We start from the raw sequence: 20,471 nt of genomic DNA, 5'->3' as shown, positions 1-20,471 counted from the left end.
GGGATGCGGGGCGCACCGGGCGGGACGGCCGCCACGTTGACCGACGGCCCCGAACTGCTCGCCGTCACACCGGACCGGCTGCGCGGCGCCCTGGGCCACTTCGCCAGCGGGGTCACGGTGGTGACCACCGCCACGGAGGGACCGGACGGTTCGGAGGGTCGCCCGCAGGCACACGGCATGACCGCCAACGCCTTCACCTCGGTCTCGCTGGAACCCCCGCTCGTCCTGGTCTCGATCGCCAACGGGGCCCGCACCCACCGGCGCATCGACGCGTCCGGGCGCTACGGCGTCTCCATCCTGGGAGCCGAGCAGGAGGCGGCCGCCCGGCACTTCGCCGGCGCCGAGCAGTCCCCGGAGGTGGTCGGCCTGGAATGGCGGGACGGCCTGCCGCTGGTCACAGGGGCCCTCGTCCACCTGGTCTGCCGGGTGCGCCAGGCCCACCGGGCCGGTGACCACACCCTGTTCGTCGGCGAGGTCGAGGGCCTGTGGATCGGCTCCGGCGGCCCCCTCGTCCACTACCGGCGCGACCTGCGCGCCCTGCCCGGAACAACGGCCGCGAACCCGGGCGCGCATCCGGGCGCGAACCCGCCCGCAGCTCACCGAGACCTCGGCACGGACCGAGAAGAGAGGCCCGCACATGCCCGCTGACCCCGCGGCCCAGATCTGGGACCGGCTGTTCGCCCGCCATGTCGCGAGCGACACCGGCGACCAGATCACCGCCATCCTCAACCAGTCCGGTGCGACGGACGCCATCGCCCTGTCGGGCGGCTTCCCGCACCCGGACACCTTCCCCGCCCGCGCGCTGGCGGAGAGCCACGCCCGCGTCCTGGCGCAGCCCGCCGCGCTCCAGTACGGCCCGACCGCCGGACTGCCCGGACTGCGCGACTGGTTCTCCGGCTGGCTGGGCCGCGCCGAGGGCCGGCCGCCCGCCGAGGACGAACTGCTGATCACCAGCGGCGGTATGGAGGGGCTCGGCCTCATCACCCGCAGCCTGCTCGACCCCGGCGACCGCGTCGTCGTCGAGGGGCCCACCTTCTTCGGGGCCCTGGTCGGCTTCCAGCGGCAGCTGGCCGGGGTGGACACGGTGCCGGTGGACGACGAGGGGCTGGACACCGACGCCCTGGCGGAGCTGCTGCGCCGCGGCACGGAGCCGGTGCCCAAGCTCGTCTACGTCATCCCGGACCACCAGAACCCCACCGGGCTGAGCCTGTCGCCGGAGAGGCGGACCACCCTCATCGAGCTGGCCCGTCGCTACGGATTCCTCATCGTCGAGGACGTCGCCTACCGGGAACTCGGCTTCGACGGCGAGCGCCACCCCAGCCTGTGGGCGCTGGCTCCCGACGTGGTGGCCCAGGTCGGCACCTTCGCCAAGACCTTCACCCCGGGCATCCGGCTGGGCTGGGTCGTCGGCCCGGACCGTCTCGTCGCCCAACTGGCGCGGGCCAAGCAGAACACCGACCAGTGCACCGGCGCCCTCGGACAGCTGACGCTCGAGGACTACGGCCGCTCCGGCGGGTTCGACCGCGGGATCGCCGCCTCCCGGGAGTTCTACCGGCGACGCCGCGACGTCATGACGGACGCCCTCGCCGCCCACCTGCCCGAGGGGGTCTCTTACACCCGGCCGCACGGCGGTTTCTTCAGCTGGCTGACCCTCCCCGGGCAGGTGGACACCATGGCGCTCCAGGAACGGGCGCTGGCCGCCAAGGTCAGCTACGTACCCGGACGTGCCTTCTACGCCGACGAGCGCGGCGGCAACAGCCTGCGCCTCGCGTTCAGCCGGGTGCCCGACGAGCAGATCGCCGAAGGCGTGCGCAACCTGGCCGGGGTCCTCGCCGAGGCGATCGGCTCGACCGCGCGCTGAGCGCACCGCCCGCCGAGCCACCCCCCGTACCCTCCGCCCTCCCACCGCCCCTCGGGGCCGGACGAAGGACAACCCGCATGTCAACCGTGTTCAACGAATCGGTCCGGCCCTCGACGGAAGTGGACGCCCTGCGCCGGCTGCTGCTCCCCGAGTACAGCCCGAGCTGTCTGGCCGCCGACGCCGGCGACCGGATCGGCGCCATCGGCGGACTGCGCACCGTGACGCCCACCCACAAGATCGTCGGCCCCGCGCTGACCATCGACCTGCCGGAGAACGAGCTGGTCGACATCCTGCCGGTGCTCGGCCTGGCCCGCCCCGGCGACGTCGTCGTGCTGGCCTGCCACGGGATAACCCGGATGGCGATGTGGGGCGGTCTGATGACCACGCTTTCCCAACTCGCGGGCATTGCCGGAGCGGTGGTCGACGGCGCGGTCCGGGACGTCGACGAGATACGCGACCTCGACTTTCCCGTCTGGTATCGCACCGCCATGCCCCGCCGCTGCCCGCCCGACGAACTGGAAGGGGTCGTTCAGGTCAACGTACCGGTGTCGATCGACGGAGTGACCGTGCGCCCCGGCGACATCGTGGTCGCCGACGAGAACGGAGTGGCCGTCGTACCGCCCGACGCGGCGGCGGAAGTCGCCTCATCGACACAGCAGTTGCTCGAGAAGGAGCGGACCGTGCGCGATTTGATGAACGCCGGGGCGACGCTGCCGGAACTGCTGGCGAGATTCGGCCACCTGTAACCGGCTGACGCGTCGGCTTCGCAGTCGGGAATGGCATGCTCGTTCCGAGGCCACATGAGAGAGTTGGCCCCGAGGCAAGCTGACGTCACGTCATCGGCATTTCTAGACAGGGAGAATGACAGCATGGCTGTTGCGTTGACCGCGGACAGTGCGGGGTCGGTCGGGGGATTCAAGGTCGCGGATCTCTCCCTCTCCGAGCTCGGCCGCAAGGAGATCCGGCTGGCCGAGCACGAGATGCCCGGACTGATGTCGCTGCGGCAGGAGTTCGGTCCCCAGCAGCCGCTGGCCGGAAAGCGCGTCGCCGGCTCGCTGCACATGACTGTCCAGACCGCTGTTCTCATCGAGACCCTCGCCGCGCTCGGCGCCGACGTCCGCTGGGCCAGCTGCAACATCTTCTCGACCCAGGACCAGGCGGCCGCGGCCGTCGTCGTGGGGCGCGAGGGCACGGTGGACAACCCCCAGGGCAGCGCGGTGTTCGCCTGGAAGGGCGAATCCCTCGAGGAGTACTGGTGGTGCCTGGAGCAGCTGATGACCTGGCCCGACGGATCCGGCCCGCACTCCATCGTGGACGACGGCGGCGACGCCACTTTGCTGGTCCACCTGGGCACCGAGTACGAGTCCGCCGGCGCGGTCCCGGAGCCGCTCGACGACGACCCGGAGGAGCACCGGATCATCCTCGACGTGCTCCGCCGCTCGCTCGTGGACAACCCGGGCAAGTACACCGAGATGGCGAAGTCCATCGTCGGCGTCACCGAGGAGACCACCAACGGCGTCAACCGCCTCTACCGGCTCGGCCGGGACAACAAGCTCCTGTTCACCGGCATCAACGTCAACGACGCGGTGACCAAGAGCAAGTTCGACAACCGCTACGGCATCCGCCACTCGCTGGTCGACGGCATCAACCGCGCCATCGACGTGATGATCGCCGGCAAGCTCGCGGTGATCTGCGGCTACGGCGACGTCGGCAAGGGCGCCGTGGCGTCCCTGCGCGGCCAGGGCGCGCGCGTGGTGGTCACCGAGGCCGACCCGATCTGCGCGCTCCAGGCGGCCATGGACGGCCTGAAGGTCGTCACCCTCGACCAGGTGGTCGAGACCGGCGACATCTTCATCACCACCACCGGCAACCGCGACATCATCATGGCCGAGCACATGGCCCGGATGAAGCACAACGCCGTCGTCGGCAACGTGGGCCACTTCGACAACGAGATCGACATGGCCGGACTGGCACAGGTGCCGGGCATCGAGCGGATGGAGATCAAGCCGCAGGTGCACGAGTGGGCCTTCTCCGACGGCCACTCGATCATCGTGCTCAGCGAGGGCCGCCTGCTCAACCTGGGCAACGCCACCGGTCACCCGAGCTTCGTGATGTCCTGCTCGTTCGCCAACCAGACCCTGGCGCAGATCTCGCTCTTCGACCCGGAGCAGAACTACGACACCGACGTCTACACCCTGCCCAAGCACCTGGACGAGAAGGTGGCGCGGCTGCACCTGCCGGCCCTGGACGCCCACCTGACTCCGCTCACCAAGGTGCAGGCCGACTACATCGGCGTCGACGTGGAGGGTCCGTTCAAGCCGGACCACTACCGCTACTGACCGGTCCGCCGGTCAGGCCGGGCACCGCCGTCGGCACGTCCGGCGGCGGCGCCCGCTGCGGCGGGCCGTGTCCGGCCACCGCAGCGGCCGCGTGCCGACAGCGCGCGCGGCCCATTTCCGAAAGATGGGGGAACTCTCGTGTTCGATCTTGCGCGCGCCCATGCCAACGGCGATCGCTACCTGCTGCTGCTCGGCTCCGACATCCTGCTGCGGGAACGCGGCATCGTCTCGGCTCTGCGCACCTACCCCGGCCCCGTGGTCGGCATGAGCGAGACACCGGCCGCGCTGAGCGCCAACCGGTTCTTCGACCACGTGCTGCGCGCCGACTACTACGACGAGCGGCAGGCCCTGGAAGCAGTCCGGGAATTCGAGCGCGAGACCGGTCTGCGGCCCGGGGCGGTGGTGCCCATCATCGAGATGACCGTGCACGTGTCCGTGGCCATCGCCCGCCACTACGACCTTCCCCGGCTGTCCGACGACTGCCTGACCCGGGTGCGCGACAAGCACACGATGAAGCAGGCCTTCGAAGAGGCCGGGGTGCCCTGCGCCCGCCACCGCCTCTTCAGCACCCTGGAGGAACTGCGCGCCGCCGCCGCCCAGTTGAACTTCCCCCTGGTGCTCAAGCCGCGCGACTTCGCCGGCAACGTCGGCACCGTGCGGGTCAACGCCCCCGAGGAGCTGGACGAGGCGTTCGTCTACTGCCGCGACTCCCTGCTGGAGATCGCCCCCGTGTACGGATTCGACGACGGCCGCTTCCAGGCCGAGGAGTTCGTCACCTCCACCCACGAGGTCTCCGTCGAGGTCGCCAACCACCGGGGCATGCGGACCGTCGTCGCGGTCACCGACAAGTCCAAGGCGGGCGCGCCCTACTTCAGCGAGCGCGGCCAGCTGGTGCCGAGCGCCGACTCGGACAACGAGGAACTGCGCCGGGTGGCGCTGGAGGCCTGCGCCGCGCTGGACATCGACCACGGCCTCGCCCATGTGGAGGTCCTGGTCGACGGCGAGCGGCTGAGCGTCGTGGAGGTCGCGGCGCGGCCCGGCGGCGACGGCATCATGGACCTGATCGACCGCGTCTACGGCTTCAGCCCCTACGACCTGCACTTCGCCTCGTACACGGACACCCTGGAGGAGCTGCCCGCCCTCACCGCGCCGCCCACCGGCATGGGGGCCACGGCCTTCCTCAAGGCGCCGCCCGGCACCATCACCGAGGTCAAGCAGGTCGACGAGCTGACCCCCGAGGAAGTGGGCCTCTACCTCACGGCCAAGGTCGGCGACGTCTCCCGGCCGCTCACCTCGTACCTCGCGCGCGACGGCGTCCTGGAGTGCTTCGAGCGGGGCCAGACCGACCAGAAGGCCTTCCGGGGCAAGGTGGACGAGCTGGCGCGGCAGCGCACCGAGCAGATCTTCACCGTCGAGGCGGAGCGCGACCGGACATGATCCGCGGTACGTTCCGTACGGTCGCGGGCCTCAACAGCGACCTGCGTGCTCTGTTCGTCTCCACCCTGCTGTTCCGCGCGGGGACGATGGCCTTCCCCTTCCTCGGCGCCTATCTGCTGGGGGAGGACCGGTACAGCGCCGGACAGGTGGGGCTGGTGGTCGGGGCCTTCGGGCTCGGGGCGCTCCTCGCCGACGTGGGCGCCGGTGTGCTGCTGGGCAGACTGCGACCGGTCACCGTGATGCTCGGGGGCTGTGTCGGGTACGCCCTGCTGCTGGCCGTCGTGCCCGCGCTGTCCGCGGTGCCCGCCCTGCTCGTCGTCACCCTGCTGTGGGGCATGGCCTTCGAGATCTACACCCCGGCCTCCTACGCGCAGGTGGTGGCGGGCTCCTCGCCCGACCAGCGGAAGATCGCCTTCTCCTGCAACCGGCTGGCGATCAACCTGGGCATGGGAGTGGGCCCCGCCATCGGGGGGCTGCTGTTCACCGTGGCGCCGCAGGCGCTGTTCTACGTCAACGCGGTGTGCGTCCTCGCGGCGGCCGGCGTGCTGCTGCGGCACTCCACCCGGTCGGCCACCACGATGGGGAAGACCGGACCGGGGCGGCTGCTCTCGCCCGCACCGCGCGACGAGTCGCGGTTCTGGACCCTGTTCGTGCTGGCGCTGCCCGTGCACATCGCCTACGCGCTGCCGCCGATCCTGCTGAGCACGTACATCATCGAGGGCATCGGCCTGCCCGCCTACTGGGTCAGCGTGGTCTTCGTCGTCAACGCGGCGGCGATCGTGCTGTTCGAGGTACCGCTCAACAAGGCCATGGTCCACATGTCCCATCTGCGGTCGCTGCTGATCGGCTACGTGCTGGCCGCGGCCGGGTTCGCCCTGACCGGGCTCACGTCCAGCGGGCCGATGCTGGCGCTGATCACGCTGTTCTGGACGGCGGGGGAGATGATCGTCTTCCCGGCTCTGCTCAGCTACGTCACCCATCTGTCGGCTCCGACGGTGATCAACCGCAACGTCAGCCTGTACTCGGCGGGTGTCAACGTCGGCTTCATGACGGCGCCGCAGATCGGCGGGCTCCTGTCGGCCGCACGGTCGCCCGGAGCGCCCTGGCTGGCCGTCGGGGCGGCCCTGGCCGGGGCCAGTGTGCTGATGCTCGTCGCGCGCCTGTCCAACGCCACCTGGTGCCCCGACGACCAGCAGCCGTACGGGCCGCCGGAGGACGCACCGGTGGACCGCGAGCCGGAGTCCGCGGAGGCGGTGCGCTGAGCGCGGTCGGGTCCGCCTCGGCGGACCCGACCGCGCCCGGCGCGCACCGTCAGGAGATCTCCACTTCGAAGGCCAGGTCGCGACAGCGTTGCAGCACCGACGCCACCCAGGCCTCCGGCCGCTCGGGGTCGAAGGCCCGCAGCGTCTCCATGGCCCAGTACTCGCCGAACGGCAGTGCTCCGGGCCGGGTCTCGCGCAGCCGCCGGGCCCGCCACCGCGGTACCCGGGAACCGAAGTCGCCCTTGCTCTCGAGCAGCGCGTCCACCGTGTGCCCCAGGGCCGAGCGGGCGGCGAGGACCGCGCTGTCGAGGTCCCGGGCGGCGAGCTGCCGGACGGCGTCCGCGATGGCTGAGTCGGCCGCCGCGAGCGAACGGGTCGTCACGAAGGCCCGGAACGCGGAGTTCTCGACCTGGCGCTTGGCCTGCTTCGCCCACTCGGTGCCGCTGAGCGCCAGGCACGCGCTCATCCGCTCCAGGAACAACTCCTCGGCGTCGGTCAGCACCCCGACCGCCGCCCCGCCCCCCTCGAACTGCTCCCGGGTGACCTTGGCCAGCACCTGCCGGACCTGGCTCTCGAGCCAGTACGTGAGCTCCCAGCGGCGCCCCGCCACGGTCAGGGTGATCGACGGCACGCCGGCCGGGTCCAGCGCCACGGGCAGCGTGCGGGCTCCCTCCGTGTTCCACGGGGTGGAGGAGATCACGTGGAAGTCGTATCCGCCGCCCTCGTCGGCCCACCCGCGTGCGGCGGGCCCGACGCAGCACACCGCGAGGCAGTCGGCCGGTATCAGCCCCCGGCGTTCCATCTCCTCCAGGCAACCGGTCAGGTCCGCACCCGCGGTCGTGGTCACCACGCCGCGTCTCGGTCGGCCCCGAACAGCCTGACGGTGAAGTCGTCCGGCTCATGCACCCGCAGACCCGGCTGTAGCCCCGCGGCAGGCCGCGGGGCCGTGGCCCTCGGGCCCGGGGGCGGTGCCGCGGGCCGGTTCAACCGCTCCTCGGCCAGCGCGGAGACGGCTTCCGCCCACTGGCGCAGCTGTCTCGCCTGCCCCGGGTCCGGCTGCCGGCGGGCCGTCTCCCGGATCTGGTCCCACAGCCCGGCCTCGCTCCATTGGGAGAACCGGCGGTGGGCGTTCTGCCAGGAGACCGTGAACGCCCGCGGCAGGGCCCGCCAGGGCACGCCGCTGGCAAGAACGAACAGGATGGCGGCGAAGGTCGCCTCGTCGTCGGCGCGTTGGCTTCCTCCGCCCTGCGGGCGCACCGCGGGGCGAGGCAGATGGCGGCGGGCCAGCGGCCACAGGACCATCGGGGCCAGCCAGGAGAACCGGCCCGTGCCCGGGACGGCGGTGCGGGAGCCGGGCGTCAGGGTGTCCGGGGCGGGGCCGTTCCCGCGCCGTAGCGGGGGTAACGAGCGGGTCTGCTGGGTCACTTCCCCTCCAGGGCGATCATGATCGGGTGGCGGACGGGCGCGGCCGGGAGGCCGCGCCGCGTGTCGTCATGGTGGCCACGGGCGCCGTCGGCCAGGCCTGGTCGAGTGGGTCGGTCCTGCTCTCGGTCGATGAGCGCTGCCGCTGCGCGCAGGCATGTCTGCGTCGGTGCGGAGTCCACCTGTCCTCCCGTTGCCTTGGTTGTCGGCCCGCGTTCGTCCGTCGGCTCCGCCACCGCCACGCGGGGGCGTCCACCGGTGTCTGCCGCCGTCCGGGCGCGGGCGGGCGGCCGCCTCCCGCGTCCCGGTGGCAGCGCGGCGGCTTTACCCGGTAAGACGGATAAGTCGCCGGGTGAGGTTGCGTCGGGGACGGCATGCGGTTTCCCGGCGCGACTGTTCGGCTTCCTCAATGTGGCCCCCCTCCACCAGCGGCCGCCCGGGACGAGCGGCCGAACTCCCCTGTCGAAGCATCGAAGAGAAACAGCGTTCTTCGATACTGAACATCTGCTCGAAAGCTAGGCGGGGTCCAAATGGCGTGTCAAGCAACTTCCGACGCCGACGGACGCACCCCGCTCCTCGCCCGGAACCCGACCGATCCGAGGGTTTCGGGCTGCCCGGTCGCCCGGGGATTTGGCCGCTGTGGAGGTGGGTAGTGTCGGTCTGGACCAGCTCCGCCGGCCCTGGTCGGAACCGGTTCCGGCAGGCCCGCGACCCCGCGGGACCGACGCACTCGACCGTGACGGGGGAAGCGGTGATGGAGGGTGGCGGCAGCCTGGACGTGCCGACCGGAGCCCGGCGCGACGGGGCGGTTCAGAGTGAGGCGGCGCGGGTGCCCAACCGGTGCGCGCCCAGCTCGCGGGAGAGGCTTCGCGCCGTCTCCCGGGTCGCGATCGAACACCCCTGCCGATGTCCCTCGTCTAACAGCCGCTCGACGGGGCCGACCAGCCCGATGGCCCCCGCGGCACACCCGGTGCGGTCGAAGATGGGGGCCGCGATGCCCGCGTCCCCGAGTGCCGCCTCTTGTTGCGTCACGGCGTAGCCCACCTCCCTGGCCTGCGCCAACTGGGCTTCCAGCGCCTCGGGTCCGGCCACCGGGCGGCCGGTCAGGATCGTCGGGGGACGGCTGAGCAGGCGGGTCTGCAGCTCGGGCGGCGAGAAGGCCACGATCGCCTTCCCCAGCGCGGTGGCGCTCCAGGGCAGGGTGGCGCCGGTCTCCAGCGGCTGCACCGTGTTCCCGGGGCGGGACACATGGTGGATCACCAGTACGTCGTCATGGACCAGCACCCCGACCCAGACCGCTTCGTCGGTCCGGGTGGCCAGCAGGTTGGACCAGGTGAGGGCGCGGGTGCGCAGCTCGTGGGTGTCCAGGTAGGCGTTGCCGAAGGTGACCAGCGCGGGCCCCAGTCGGTATTTCCCCGACTCCTGCTCCTGCACCACCAGCCCGTCCGACGCCAGGGTGCGCAGCAGGCCGTGCACGGCCGACTTGGACACGCCGATCCGGTCGGCGAGTTCGGTGACCCCCAACCGGGGTGAGGCCCCTGTCAGTTCTCTGATGATGCGCACGGCGCGCTTGACCGACTCGACCATATGACCCACCTCTGTTCAGTATGAGCGAACACTGTTCTTCTGTAGGGCGTCAATGTTCAACCGCCTTATGGCATGGCCATGTTGCCCTACGCGTACGGAATCGGGCCGCCGAGGTGGGTGGCGGAAGCGGCCGTTCCGAAACGGGCGGTTCACCGTGGGGGAGGGAGTGCCGGCCCTCCGCGGCCGTCAGCCGGGGACGACCTCCACCACGCCGTGCGCGAGGAGTTGGGTGGCGAACTCCACGGTGCCGCCGGTCGCGTCGTCGGCCGGAACGCCGTACTCCGCGGCCACGACGGCCGCGATGCCCCGCAGCGTCGACGTACCGTCGATCCGCCGGACGATGGCCTGCGCGACCTCGTCCAGCTCCAGGGCGTGCTCCCGCACGGCGACGTACATCCTGCCCCGGTACCTGCGCGCGCGGGCCTCCACTCGACGTTGCAGGACGCTGGCCGGTGTCAGCACGATCTCGTTCTCCCCCATGGTCTCCCCCATCGCGTGAACGCGGTCAGGTGAATCCTGATGTCTGGAATAGGAATGCAACCGGCAGCCGTCCGGACCGTCAAGGCCCACCTGAGACAGTCAACTCCTCAACAAATGCGGACGGTTCGGCACTGGTGCAGGTGAGGCGGGGGAGTGCGCGGCCGAGGGGGCGACAGGCGGCCCCGCAGGGGCGCGGCGACATGAGACACATCCATCACCACGGGGGGTCGCCGGGCGACTCCGCCCCGTCGCCGGGCGGCCCCGCCCCAGTCGTCGGCGGTGCGCCTACCATCCTCTGTGACCGAAAAGACCGAACCGCCCGCAGACCGCCCCCGCATACTGGCCGACCTCACCCCGCTGCGGCTCTCGCCCGACTACCGACGGCTCTGGTTCGGGAACACGGTCTCCTGGGCCGGCCAGGGCATGACGGCCCTTGCGGTCTCGCTCCAGGTCTACGACATCACCGGGTCCGCGTTCTCCGTGGGGCTCATCGGGTTCTGCTCGCTCGTCCCGCTCGTCGTCTTCGGCCTCTACGGCGGGGCTGTCGCCGACACCCTCGACCGGCGCAAGCTCGGCCTGTTCAGCGCCGCCGGGTCGTTTCTCCTGTCCGTCGTCCTGGTGGCGGCGGCCGTCGCGGGCGTCGAGCGGGTCGGGCTGCTGTACGCGGTCGTCGCGCTCCAGGCCGTCTGTTTCGCCCTCAACGCACCGGCCCGCTCCTCGATGATCGCCCGGCTGCTGCCGGCCGAGCAGTTGCCCGCCGCCAACGCGCTGAACTCCCTGACCAGCACGACGGGCATGCTCGTCGGGCCGATGCTGGGCGGCCTGATCGTCGGCTGGTGGGGCTACCGTGCCGCGTACTCGGTGGACGCGGTCTGCTTCACCGCCTCCCTGTACGCCATGTGGCGGCTGCCCCCGATGCTGCCCGACCGGCAGGAGGGGGAACGCCGGGGGGAGGCGCGCAAGCGGGCCTCGGTGCTGGACGGGCTGCGGTTCCTCGGGTCCCGGCCGAACCTGCGGATGACCTTCTTCACCGACCTGTGCGCGATGGTCCTCGCCCACCCCCGGGCCCTCTTCCCGGTCGTCGCCGTCCTCTGGTACGGGGGTGACGCGCGGACCACCGGACTCCTCGTCGCCGCCCCGGCCCTCGGCGCGCTGCTCGGCGGGGTGTTCTCCGGCTGGCTCGGCCGGATCCGGCGGCAGGGCCTCGTCATCCTGCTGGCCGTCGGCTGCTGGGGCGCCGCCGTCGCCGTCTTCGGGCTCACCCGCAACCTCTGGCTCGGGCTGCTGTTCCTGGCGCTCGCCGGATGCGCGGACACCATCTCCATGGTCTTCCGCAACACCATGCTCCAGGCGGCCGTGCCCGACGAGATGCGCGGCCGGCTCCAGGGCGTCTTCATCGTCGTCGTGGCGGGCGGCCCGCGTCTCGGGGACTTCCTGGCAGGCTCCGTCGCCGATCTGGCCTCGCCCGCCGTCGCCGTCACCGGCGGCGGCATCGCGTGTGTCGTCGCGGTCGCCCTGCTCGCAGCGAGATGGCGCGGCTTCGCCCGGTACGACGCCCGCGACCCACAGCCGTAGACCCGGTCCGTCAGGCGGTATAGCCGCCGTCGACCGCCAGCGAGGTGCCGGTGATCCACTGGGCGTCGGGACCGGCGAGGAAGGCCACGGCCTGCGCGGTGTCGGCCCCCGCGCCCAGGACCTTCGCCGCGGTCCTCAGACGCTCTTCCTCGGCCTCGTCGGTGCCGTCCGGGTTCATGTCGGTGACGGTGGGCCCGGGGTCCACGATGTTCGCGGTGATCCCCCGGGGCGCCACGTCGTGGGCCAGCCCCTTGGTGAAGCCGATCAGCGCCGACTTGCTCATCGCGTACAGCGTCACGTCCGGCACCGGCACGCGGTTGGCCCAGCAGCTGCCGATGCTGATGATGCGGCCGCCGTGTCCCAGATGGGGGACGGCGGCCTGGGCGGCCAGGAAGACGGCGCGTACATGGACGGCCAGCGTGCGGTCGATCTCCTCCAGCGTCACGCCCTCGATCGGGCCGTAGGGGAAGACCCCGGCGTTGTTCACCAGGATGTCGAGCCGGCCCAGCTCCGCCGCGGCCCGCTCGACGGATCCGACGACGGCCGCCGGGTCCGCGCTGTCGGCCCGGATGGCCATGCCCCTGCGCCCGAGCGCCTCGATCGACGCCACGACCTCCTGGGCCCGGTCGGCGGCGCTCACATACGTCAGGGCGACGTCCGCACCCTCCTCGGCCAGTCGGAGGGCGATCGCCGCACCGATGCCGCGGCTCCCCCCGGTCACCAGGGCCGCCTTGCCCGCAAGCTGAGGCATCTCGCTCCATTCACACTGGGGTCGATATCTGAGTCGAACGATCTAAAATTACTCGACAGGCAGGATGGCCGGGGCTCAACCCACCATCGAGGAGGCAGATATGGCCGAAAGAGGCCGACCGCGCGCGTTCGACCGGGCCGCGGCACTGCGGCGCGCGATGGTGACGTTCTGGGAGCTCGGCTACGAGGGCACGAAGCTCACGGACCTGACCGCCGCCATGGGCATCAACTCCGCCAGCCTGTACAACACCTTCGGCTCGAAAGAGCAGTTGTTCCGCGAGGCCGTCGCGCTCTACGACCGCACCGCGGGCTCGGCGACCCACCGCGCGCTGCGCGAGGCGCCTACGGCGCGGGCCGCGGTGGAGGCCATGCTGCGCGGCAACATCGACATGTTCACCGACCCGGAGACCCCGAGCGGCTGCATGATCGTGCTGTCGGCCACGAACTGTTCGCACCAGAACAGACACGTCGCCGAGCACCTGGCCCAGTGGCGGCGGACCTCGGTCGCGGAGCTGGAGAAGCGGCTGGAGGGGGCCGTGCGGGAGGGCGAGCTGGCGCCGGGGACGGACGTCCGCGCGATCGCCGCCTTCTACGCGACCGTCCTGCACGGGCTGTCGACAGAGGCCCGGGACGGCGTGCCCGTGGAGCGGCTCCGCTCCACGGTGGACCACGCGGTGGCCCTGTGGGACTCCCTGGTGCGGCAGTCGGCCGGACAGCGGTGAGGGGTCACCCGCAGGCGGCTGTTCCTTCGACCGCCTTGGTGTAGGCGACGAGAAGCTTCTCGATGGCGTCCGGGTCGTCGATGCCGGAGTCGCGGGTCTCGACCGTTGTGTAGAGGTCCTGTTCCGGATGCTCCGACGCCTTGCAGGCAGGGACGGTCTTGCCGACGCCGGCTTCCCCGGTGTAAATGAAGCGTTCGTCCTCGGACACCGTCCCGTCGTCCGTGCCGGGGTACGCCTGCGAGACCGCGGCCGTGGTGTGCCCCTCACTCCACCAGGCCTGGGCGAGGCTGAGGACCAGCTTGCCGTCCACGGACAGGTTGCAGCGGATCGTTCCGCCGTTCGGCTTCTGGGTGGCCGAGGTGAGGGAGTCGCCGCCGGGCAGAACTGCCTTGACCAGTGCGGGGTCCACGGTGATCCCACACAGGGACGTGGGCACGGTGTACGCCTTCTTGGGCGGTTCGTCGCCGGAGCACGCCGACAGGGTGGCGGCGAGGGCGACGGTGGCCGACAGGGAGACGACCCTGCCGATGAACCGGCGACGCCGAAGAGATCCATGGGCAGACAACGCGAGAAGCCTTTCGATGTGGGGGCGGGGAAGACGCGGTAGGCGCCCTCCCCGGGTATGCGGTCAGATGTCCGTCTTCAAGTGAGGATTCAACTGCTCGGTGCTCGTACCTGCGGCCATGAACCCGTCCTGGGTGGCCCTGCGCGCCTTCTCGTCGATGCTGTTGTCCATCAGGTCGTCACGGCCGTGTGCCTTCGCCGCTGCCTCCACGGCTTGCTCGATGTATTCCGAGTTCTTCTCGACGCCGTTCTCCCAGATTTCGCCCATGACAGGGCCGGCGTCGTCCTTGGCCTTCCCCTCGGCGTCCTTGAAGAAGGATTCGAGCACCATGCTGCTCGCCGTCTCCGCCAAACCGCCGGCCACCGCGCCGCCGACCGGGCTGGCGACGAACGACGTGCCGACGCCGATACCGGTACCGATGCCCCCCGAGATGGCGTTCTTCCACTGCGCCACGGACTGCTCGTACTTCTTGTCGGCTTCCTCGGCGTCGCCGGCGACCGCTTCCTGGCGACCGATGGCCAAGGTGCCGGACACCTCGCCCGAGCCGTGGGCGATCTCATGGACGGCGAACTCGGTGTCCTTCGAATAGACCTTGTCCGCCGGCAGATCCGGGTTCATGTGGTAGTCCATGAGGTTCGCCATGTACTGCTTGTTGGCCACCTCCACGGCCGCGTACCCCTCGGCGTTCTGTCCCACGGTCAGCAGCAGGGCGTTCACTTCACGGTGGCTGAGCGTGGCGGAGCTGCCGGCGACGGGGAACAGGCTGTCCGTTTCCCCGTCCGAGTCGTTCGTCATGGCCCGGTTGATGTCCGGCAGGTACTCCGAGGTGATCTGCCCGATGCTGTCGGTCATGTAGTTGTGCTTGGTGAGCCGTTCGTTGTCGTCCGCGACGGAGGCCACGATCGACTCGAAGAGCTTGGTCTGCCCCTCGTTGTGGGCCGGAGTGTCCACCGTCGGCAGCTCGCCCGCCGGGTGCCCGGTCGTGGCGGCCTCCAGGGCGAGGGCGAGGGTGTTGCGGCCGGTGTTGTCGTCGTCGCCCTTGAGGTTGGTCTCCTGCGGCCACTCCCGCTCCTCGAAGAGGTACTCGAAGTTGGAGAGCGGGATCTTGCCGTTCTTGCCGTTGCCGTCCGTATCGCGCTCGAAGGGGGAGTCCTCCTTGGATACGTACTCCTGGTTGAAGAAGTCGGTCGCCGCGTCCGGGCTGTTGGACAGCCCCTTGAGGTAGCCGGTCAGCGGGTCGTCGCCGCTGTCCTCGCCGATCCGGTTGAGCCACGGGTCCGGGCCCCGGTGCTGCCACGCCATGTTCTCGTGCTCGCCGTTGCCGGTGAGCTTGCGTTCCGTCTCCATGAGCTTGGTGCCGTAGCTCTTGAGGAACTGGTCGTCGTAGTCGCCGGTCCGCATCAGGTTGCTCATGACCTGGAAGCCCATGGGGCCGCCGCCGTCCCGGCCGATGGGCTGTTCGCCCAGCTTGATCATGTTGCCCTTCCAGCTCGTCATGTCGGCGGAGTCGCTCTGGGTGGCGGTGGCGAGCGTGAGGCCGAGATTGCGCTGGAGGTCGTCGAGCTTGTCGAGCCGTTCGCGGCCCACGTGCGGGTTCATGGCCGGGTCGTTGATGCCCTGCCAGAATTCGAGGGTCTTCTTGGGCCCGAGCTGTGTGGCGAACCGCTCGGCGAACAGCGGGTCGTCCTTGTACTTGTCCAGACCGTTGTTGATCTTGTCGAAGTCGGCGGGCGTGAGGTCCTCGGGATTCTTCGCCGCGATCTTGGCGAGGCTCTCGGCGGCCTCGACGGCCTCGACCGCGGAGTCACGGTCCTTGTAGGAGGCGTCCGAGAAGCCCATCTTGCTCTGATCGGCCAGTGCGGTCAGCACCTTGCTCGCCGAGGTGTCGCTCTCCGTGGCCTTCTTGAGAATCCCCTGCACTTCGTCGCGCAGCGCGGTGACATCGCTCTGGTCGTGCTCCGGGACGGAGGTGCCCTTCGCCGCTCGATCCGGGTGGATGTTCATCGTGACGGTGAAACCGCCGCCGCCGTTGTCGACGACGGTCAGATTCTTCCGGGCTCCGCGGCTGATGGCCTCCTCGACGTCCTTCTTGTGCTGCCGGAGCTCGTCGCGGGTGTCGGAGAGGATCTTGTGCATGGTGTTGGCCTGGGTGTGGGCGTCGGCGAACTCACCGGCGGTCTTGCCGACGAACTCCTTGGTGACCTGGGCGTTCAGGCCGGCCCAGTCGGCCGAGTTGGCGGCCTTGCGCAACCCGTCCTCGGCCTGCTTCTTCAGTTGGGCGAGGTTGCGTACGAGCAGGCCCCAGTCGGAGACGGCTTCGTCGAGCGTCGCGAAGTTGCCGAAGCGCAGCGCGTCAAGATCCATGAGTGGTCGTTTCTCCCTGTACGTCTTGGTCGCGCCGCTACTTCTTCTGCTCGTACGCCGGGTTCTTCTTCCCCGGCTCGCCGACCCGCTCGTCGAATCCGGCATCCAGGGCGTCGATGCTGCTCATCTGCCGCTGGATGTAGTGGTCGTCGCCGGCGTGCACCTTCTTGGTGACCTGCATGTGGTTGGCGATATGGGCGCAGGCGTCCATGAGCGACTTCAGCTGCTCGTCCCACCGCTTCGATACGTGCTTGAGTCCGCCGCCCAACGCGAAGCCCTGGCCGCTCAGGTCGCCGGCCGCTTTGTCACTGCTGGGAACGGCTACCCGGGCCTTGCCCCACAGCTCGTCGTAGAGGCCGTGTGCCTGGCTGCCGATCTTCACCAGATCGCCGTTGCTCACCTTGAGGTCGCCGGTCTGTCCGGGCAGGGCCGTGGAGCCGCCGCCCCCGGGGTCGAGCTGGTTCAACTGCATCCCGGTGGACTGCTGCTGGACGGCGTCCGCCTTCAGCTGTTCCCACTCGTCCCATGCCATGGAAAACCCTTCCCCCGTGCACCCGCTGCGTCCCGTCGCGCCCGGCGGGCGCCCTTGTCCCGTGCCAAGCTAGCAAGTCGACCAGGTGTTCACGCGGGGCGGATCCCGATCCTTGAACGGTGGCTGTGGCCATCTCGTGGAGACTTCGGGAGCGGTGCTGTCCGATGTCCCGGGATCAACTGATTGGTCTTCTTTCGCCCTCTGCGGGGCCCGCCGGTACGCTCCCGGCGGGCCCGCCGGTACGCTCCCGGCGGGCCCGCCGGTACGGCCCCGGCGGGCCCGCTCAGCTCACGATCGAGCGGGCGAACCCGAGCTCCAGGAGGTCCTGCGGGCGCAGCCGCAACTGGTCGGCGGTGGCGCCGGTCTCCGACGGCGGCCGCTTGAGGATCGCGGCGGCCAGTTCCGGGGCGATGACGGAGAAGTAGCTGTCCACCGTGACATGCGTGTTGCCCGGAGCCGCGAGAGCCAGCGCCCCGCCCGAGCCGCCCTCGCCGATCACCAGGGTCGTGACCGGCACCCGGGCCGCCGCGATGGCCGCGAAGGTGTCCGCGATGGCCGCGCCCGCGCCCGCCCGCTCCGCCTCGGCGTCATTGGCCGCGCCCGGGGTGTCGACGAGGGTGAGGACGGGGACGCCGAGCCGGTCCGCGAGCCGGACGGTCCGGGCCGCCGCGCGGAATCCGGCCGGGCGGGTCGGCGTCCCGCACTGGGCGACGTACGCGACGGGCTGCCCGTCGGCGCGCAGCCCGAAGCCGCACAGCAGGCCCGGGTCCGTGCCGCCGCACCGGTCCCCGTGCAGGGGGAGCCGTACGGCGAAGTAGTCGGCCAGGTACGCCTCCGCGCGCGGCCGCCGCGGATCGCGGGCCTGCGCCACCGCCTGCCGCCCGGTCTCCGGAAGCCGGGCCGCCGACAGCGCACGGGGCACCGGGGCGGCGGGGAGCTCCGCGTGCGGACCGGTGCCGGAGGCCGGTGGTGCGCCGGGTGCCGCGTGCGGGTCGGATGCCGGTGGTGCGCCGGGTGCCGCGTGCGGGCCGGTGCCGGACGCGGCGGCCGGGCCGGTTCCGGTCAGCTCCTCGGCCGCCCCCGTTCCGGTCAGCTCCTCGGCGGCGTCGGCCCGGGGTCCCCGGGGCGCGCCGAGCGCGCGCAGCCAGTGCGTCACCGTGGTGGCCAGCTCGTCGGCCGGTACGACCGCGTCCACCTGGCCCGCCGCGAACTGGCCCTCGGCGCTGTACGCGTACGGATCCGCGTCCGGCGGCCGCACCCGGGACCCGGCGAAGCCGACCTGCGCGCCCGGCAGGGCCAGCACCACATCGGCGCCCGCTCCCACCGTGGCCCAGCCCCCGCCGGTCGTCGGGTCGCGGACCACGGCGATCTGCGGGAGCCCGGCCGCGCGCAGCCGGGTCGAGGCGGCGGCCACCCGCTGGAGCTGGGTGAGGGCGACCATCCCCTCCTGCATCCGGCTGCCGCCGGTGGCGACGAGGGCGAGCAGCGGCAGCCGCCGGGTCCTGGCCAGCTCGTACGCGGCCTCCAGCCGGTCTCCCGTCGACCGGCCCAACGAGCCGCCCAGAAAGCCGAATTCGAAGGAGAGCAGCACGCACGCGCGGTCCTGGACGACCCCGGTGCCGTACAGCACGGACTCCTCCTCGCCGGTCCGTGTCGCGGCCCGCTCGCGCGCGGCGTCGTAACCGGCCCAGCCGAGCGGACCGTCCGGGGGCAGGGGGCGCTGCGGCGGGCGGTGCTCGGTGAAGCCGGCCGCGCCGGTGAGCAGCGCGATCGTCTCCCGGGCCGTCATCCGGGCGGCGCCGTCAGCGGGCATGGAGCGACCTCTTCATGATCTTGCCCAGGTCGTTGCGGGGCAGGGCGTCCAGGTAGTGCACGGTGCGCGGGCGCTTGTGCGGGGCCAGCTGGGCCGCCACATGGTCGGCCAGCTCATCGGCGGCGGGCGGGGCGGCGGGGTCCGCCGCGACCACCCAGGCCACGACCCGTTCGCCGAGGTCGGGGTCTGCCGCCCCGGTCACCGCCGCCTCCCGGACGCCGGGGTGGGCGAGGAGGACGTTCTCGATCTCGCCCGCGCCGATCTTGTAGCCGCCGCTCTTGATCAGGTCGGTGGCCTTGCGCCCGACGATCGTCACGTACCCGTCCTCGTCCACCGTGCCGACGTCCCCGGTACGGAACCAGCCGTCCGCCGTGTGCGCGGCCGCGGTGGCGTCGGGCCGGTTGAGGTAGCCGGTGAACAGGTTCGGGCCCCGGACCTGGATCTCGCCGATCGCCCCGGGCTCGTCGAGCACCGTGCCGTCCTCCTCCGCCAGCCGCAGCTCCACCCCGGCGAGCGGCGGGCCCACCGTGCCGGGGCGCGGGGCGCCGTCCGCCCGGATCCCCGTGTTCATCAGGGTCTCCGTCATCCCGTACCGCTCGATGACCCGCCGCCCGGTCGCCGCCGCGATGCGCCGGTGATCGTGCACGGGCAGCGCCGCCGACCCGGAGACCAGCAGCCGGGCCCCCGCCAGCGCCCCGGCCAGGGAGTCCCGTTCGGCGGTGCCCGCCGGGGTGTCCAGCACCTCGGCCAGTCGGTGGTACATCGTCGGCACGCCGAACAGCATGGTGCCGCCGGTGGCCAGTTCACGGGCCACGCCATCGGGCGAGAACCTCCCCAGGTGGCGCACGGAGCCGCCCCGGCGCAGCGGGCCGAGGACGCCCAGGATCAGCCCGTGGACGTGGAACAGCGGCAGCGCGTGGACCAGGACGTCGTCGCCGGTCCACCCCCAGGCGTCCTCCAGCGCGTCCAGCGAGGCGGCGATGGCCCGCCGGGGCAGGACGGCCCCCTTCGGCGGCCCGGTGGTGCCGGAGGTGTAGACGATCAGGGCGGGGGCCTCGGGGTCCGCCCCGTCCGCCTCCTCCGCCGCGTACCCGCTCGGGTCCGCCGCGTACCCGCTCGGCTCCACCGCCGCCCGCGCGTCGACCGGCACCCGCCGCAGCCTCGCCAGCGCGGGCGGCAGCTCGTCGTCCGGGCCTGCCAGCACGGCCGTGGGCTCGCTGTCGGCCAGGATGTGCGCCAACTCGCGTTCTCCCGTACGGGGGTTGAGCGGCACGGCGGGGACCTGGGCCCGCAGCGCGGCCACCACCGCGATCACCGTCTCCGGCGTCGGGGTGGCCCAGACGGCGACCCGGCCCGCGTCCGCGATGCGGGCGGCGAGCGCGGCTGAGGCCCCGGCCAGCCGGCCGTAGGTCAGGGAGAGGTCACCGAAGCGGACGGCCTCCCGGGAGGCCGCCGGGCCGGTGGGGGACTGGAGCGCGGGAAGAAGGAGGGTCACGCCGGGAAGCCTAGGGCTTTCCCCCGGGCGGCGGCGGGACCAGGGGCCCCGCGACATCGCTGCACGGAGCACCGAACCGCAATTTTGACACGACCTTGACAAATTAATTTTGCGTTGCCAGCATGCAAAATGCCTCCCCGTTGGGGGAGTTGGAGCGCTCTCTCGAAGAAAAAAGCTGCCTGCGCCCGTGCACCGGCGCAGTCCTCGCACGCCTGCACACCGCACGCCGTACGCCCCGCACCCCGGGACCCGTACGTCGCAAAGCGC

The 20,471-nt window shown here is 71.6% G+C and carries 18 protein-coding genes; 8 read left to right on the top strand and 10 right to left on the bottom strand.

From position 1 onward, the window contains the following. Positions 1 to 3: 3 nt before the first annotated feature. The 6 genes from ACH4UK_RS03270 (at position 4) to ACH4UK_RS03245 (ending at position 6,899) form a co-directional block, all read left to right on the top strand. Complete coding sequence (locus ACH4UK_RS03270; RefSeq protein WP_398354372.1) at positions 4 to 648, top strand: flavin reductase family protein; 645 nt, start codon at positions 4 to 6, stop codon at positions 646 to 648. Then, positions 638 to 1,861 carry a PLP-dependent aminotransferase family protein gene (locus tag ACH4UK_RS03265; RefSeq protein ID WP_398354371.1) on the top strand — a complete coding sequence of 408 codons (1,224 nt, stop codon included), beginning with the start codon at positions 638 to 640 and terminating at the stop codon, positions 1,859 to 1,861. The genes ACH4UK_RS03270 and ACH4UK_RS03265 overlap by 11 nt, the downstream gene beginning before the upstream one ends. A gap of 77 nt (positions 1,862 to 1,938) precedes the next feature. Continuing rightward, positions 1,939 to 2,607, top strand: a complete 669-nt coding sequence (locus ACH4UK_RS03260; protein WP_398354370.1) for an RraA family protein — start codon at positions 1,939 to 1,941, stop codon at positions 2,605 to 2,607. Between the two features lie 123 nt (positions 2,608 to 2,730). Further along, entirely contained in the window at positions 2,731 to 4,200 is a 1,470-nt protein-coding gene (gene ahcY / locus ACH4UK_RS03255) for an adenosylhomocysteinase (protein ID WP_398354369.1), read from the top strand. Positions 4,201 to 4,338: 138 nt separating this feature from the next. After that, the gene (locus ACH4UK_RS03250; RefSeq protein WP_398354368.1) at positions 4,339 to 5,637 is read left to right on the top strand and encodes an acetyl-CoA carboxylase biotin carboxylase subunit family protein; all 1,299 of its coding nucleotides are present in this window, start codon (positions 4,339 to 4,341) and stop codon (positions 5,635 to 5,637) included. Then, the gene (locus ACH4UK_RS03245; RefSeq protein WP_398354367.1) at positions 5,634 to 6,899 is read left to right on the top strand and encodes an MFS transporter; all 1,266 of its coding nucleotides are present in this window, start codon (positions 5,634 to 5,636) and stop codon (positions 6,897 to 6,899) included. Before ACH4UK_RS03250 ends, ACH4UK_RS03245 begins: the two co-directional genes overlap by 4 nt. A 49-nt stretch (positions 6,900 to 6,948) precedes the next feature. Here ACH4UK_RS03245 and ACH4UK_RS03240 read toward each other — a convergent pair whose 3' ends face one another. From ACH4UK_RS03240 to ACH4UK_RS03225, 4 genes are all read right to left on the bottom strand, one after another. Further along, positions 6,949 to 7,746: a hypothetical protein gene (locus ACH4UK_RS03240; RefSeq protein WP_398354366.1), complete on the bottom strand. Its 798-nt coding sequence runs from the start codon at positions 7,744 to 7,746 to the stop codon at positions 6,949 to 6,951. After that, complete coding sequence (locus tag ACH4UK_RS03235; protein ID WP_398354365.1) at positions 7,743 to 8,324, bottom strand: transposase; 582 nt, start codon at positions 8,322 to 8,324, stop codon at positions 7,743 to 7,745. The genes ACH4UK_RS03240 and ACH4UK_RS03235 overlap by 4 nt, the downstream gene beginning before the upstream one ends. Positions 8,325 to 9,131: 807 nt before the next feature. Beyond that, the gene (locus ACH4UK_RS03230; RefSeq protein ID WP_398354364.1) at positions 9,132 to 9,908 is read right to left on the bottom strand and encodes an IclR family transcriptional regulator; all 777 of its coding nucleotides are present in this window, start codon (positions 9,906 to 9,908) and stop codon (positions 9,132 to 9,134) included. 186 nt (positions 9,909 to 10,094) lie between these two features. Then, on the bottom strand, positions 10,095 to 10,388 hold the full coding sequence (locus tag ACH4UK_RS03225) for a PqqD family protein (RefSeq protein WP_398354363.1): 294 nt from the start codon (positions 10,386 to 10,388) through the stop codon (positions 10,095 to 10,097). A gap of 297 nt (positions 10,389 to 10,685) precedes the next feature. Here ACH4UK_RS03225 and ACH4UK_RS03220 point away from each other — a divergent pair, with 297 nt between their 5' ends. After that, on the top strand, positions 10,686 to 11,963 hold the full coding sequence (locus tag ACH4UK_RS03220) for an MFS transporter (protein ID WP_398354362.1): 1,278 nt from the start codon (positions 10,686 to 10,688) through the stop codon (positions 11,961 to 11,963). Between the two features lie 10 nt (positions 11,964 to 11,973). On the opposite strand, the gene ACH4UK_RS03215 is transcribed toward ACH4UK_RS03220, so the two are convergent. Continuing rightward, positions 11,974 to 12,714 carry an SDR family NAD(P)-dependent oxidoreductase gene (locus ACH4UK_RS03215; RefSeq protein ID WP_398354361.1) on the bottom strand — a complete coding sequence of 247 codons (741 nt, stop codon included), beginning with the start codon at positions 12,712 to 12,714 and terminating at the stop codon, positions 11,974 to 11,976. Positions 12,715 to 12,814: 100 nt separating this feature from the next. Between ACH4UK_RS03215 and ACH4UK_RS03210 the strand changes: the two genes are divergently transcribed. Next, the gene (locus tag ACH4UK_RS03210) at positions 12,815 to 13,435 is read left to right on the top strand and encodes a TetR/AcrR family transcriptional regulator (protein WP_398354360.1); all 621 of its coding nucleotides are present in this window, start codon (positions 12,815 to 12,817) and stop codon (positions 13,433 to 13,435) included. Between the two features lie 4 nt (positions 13,436 to 13,439). Here the strand turns inward: ACH4UK_RS03210 and ACH4UK_RS03205 are convergent, their stop codons facing one another. From ACH4UK_RS03205 to ACH4UK_RS03185, 5 genes are all read right to left on the bottom strand, one after another. After that, positions 13,440 to 14,000, bottom strand: a complete 561-nt coding sequence (locus tag ACH4UK_RS03205) for a hypothetical protein (RefSeq protein ID WP_398354359.1) — start codon at positions 13,998 to 14,000, stop codon at positions 13,440 to 13,442. A gap of 63 nt (positions 14,001 to 14,063) precedes the next feature. Next, positions 14,064 to 16,364: a hypothetical protein gene (locus ACH4UK_RS03200; protein WP_398354358.1), complete on the bottom strand. Its 2,301-nt coding sequence runs from the start codon at positions 16,362 to 16,364 to the stop codon at positions 14,064 to 14,066. Positions 16,365 to 16,401: 37 nt separating this feature from the next. Then, positions 16,402 to 16,896 carry a hypothetical protein gene (locus ACH4UK_RS03195; RefSeq protein WP_398354357.1) on the bottom strand — a complete coding sequence of 165 codons (495 nt, stop codon included), beginning with the start codon at positions 16,894 to 16,896 and terminating at the stop codon, positions 16,402 to 16,404. 283 nt (positions 16,897 to 17,179) lie between these two features. Beyond that, complete coding sequence (locus ACH4UK_RS03190) at positions 17,180 to 18,709, bottom strand: carboxyl transferase domain-containing protein (RefSeq protein ID WP_398354356.1); 1,530 nt, start codon at positions 18,707 to 18,709, stop codon at positions 17,180 to 17,182. Further along, positions 18,699 to 20,204, bottom strand: coding sequence for an acyl-CoA synthetase (locus ACH4UK_RS03185; protein ID WP_398354355.1), 1,506 nt, complete (start codon positions 20,202 to 20,204; stop codon positions 18,699 to 18,701). Before ACH4UK_RS03185 ends, ACH4UK_RS03190 begins: the two co-directional genes overlap by 11 nt. Between the last annotated feature and the right edge of the window lie 267 nt (positions 20,205 to 20,471).

This window comes from Streptomyces sp. NPDC020884 (assembly GCF_044333935.1).
Lineage (GTDB): Bacteria > Actinomycetota > Actinomycetes > Streptomycetales > Streptomycetaceae > Streptomyces.
This window is presented reverse-complemented; position numbering and strand designations above follow the sequence as displayed.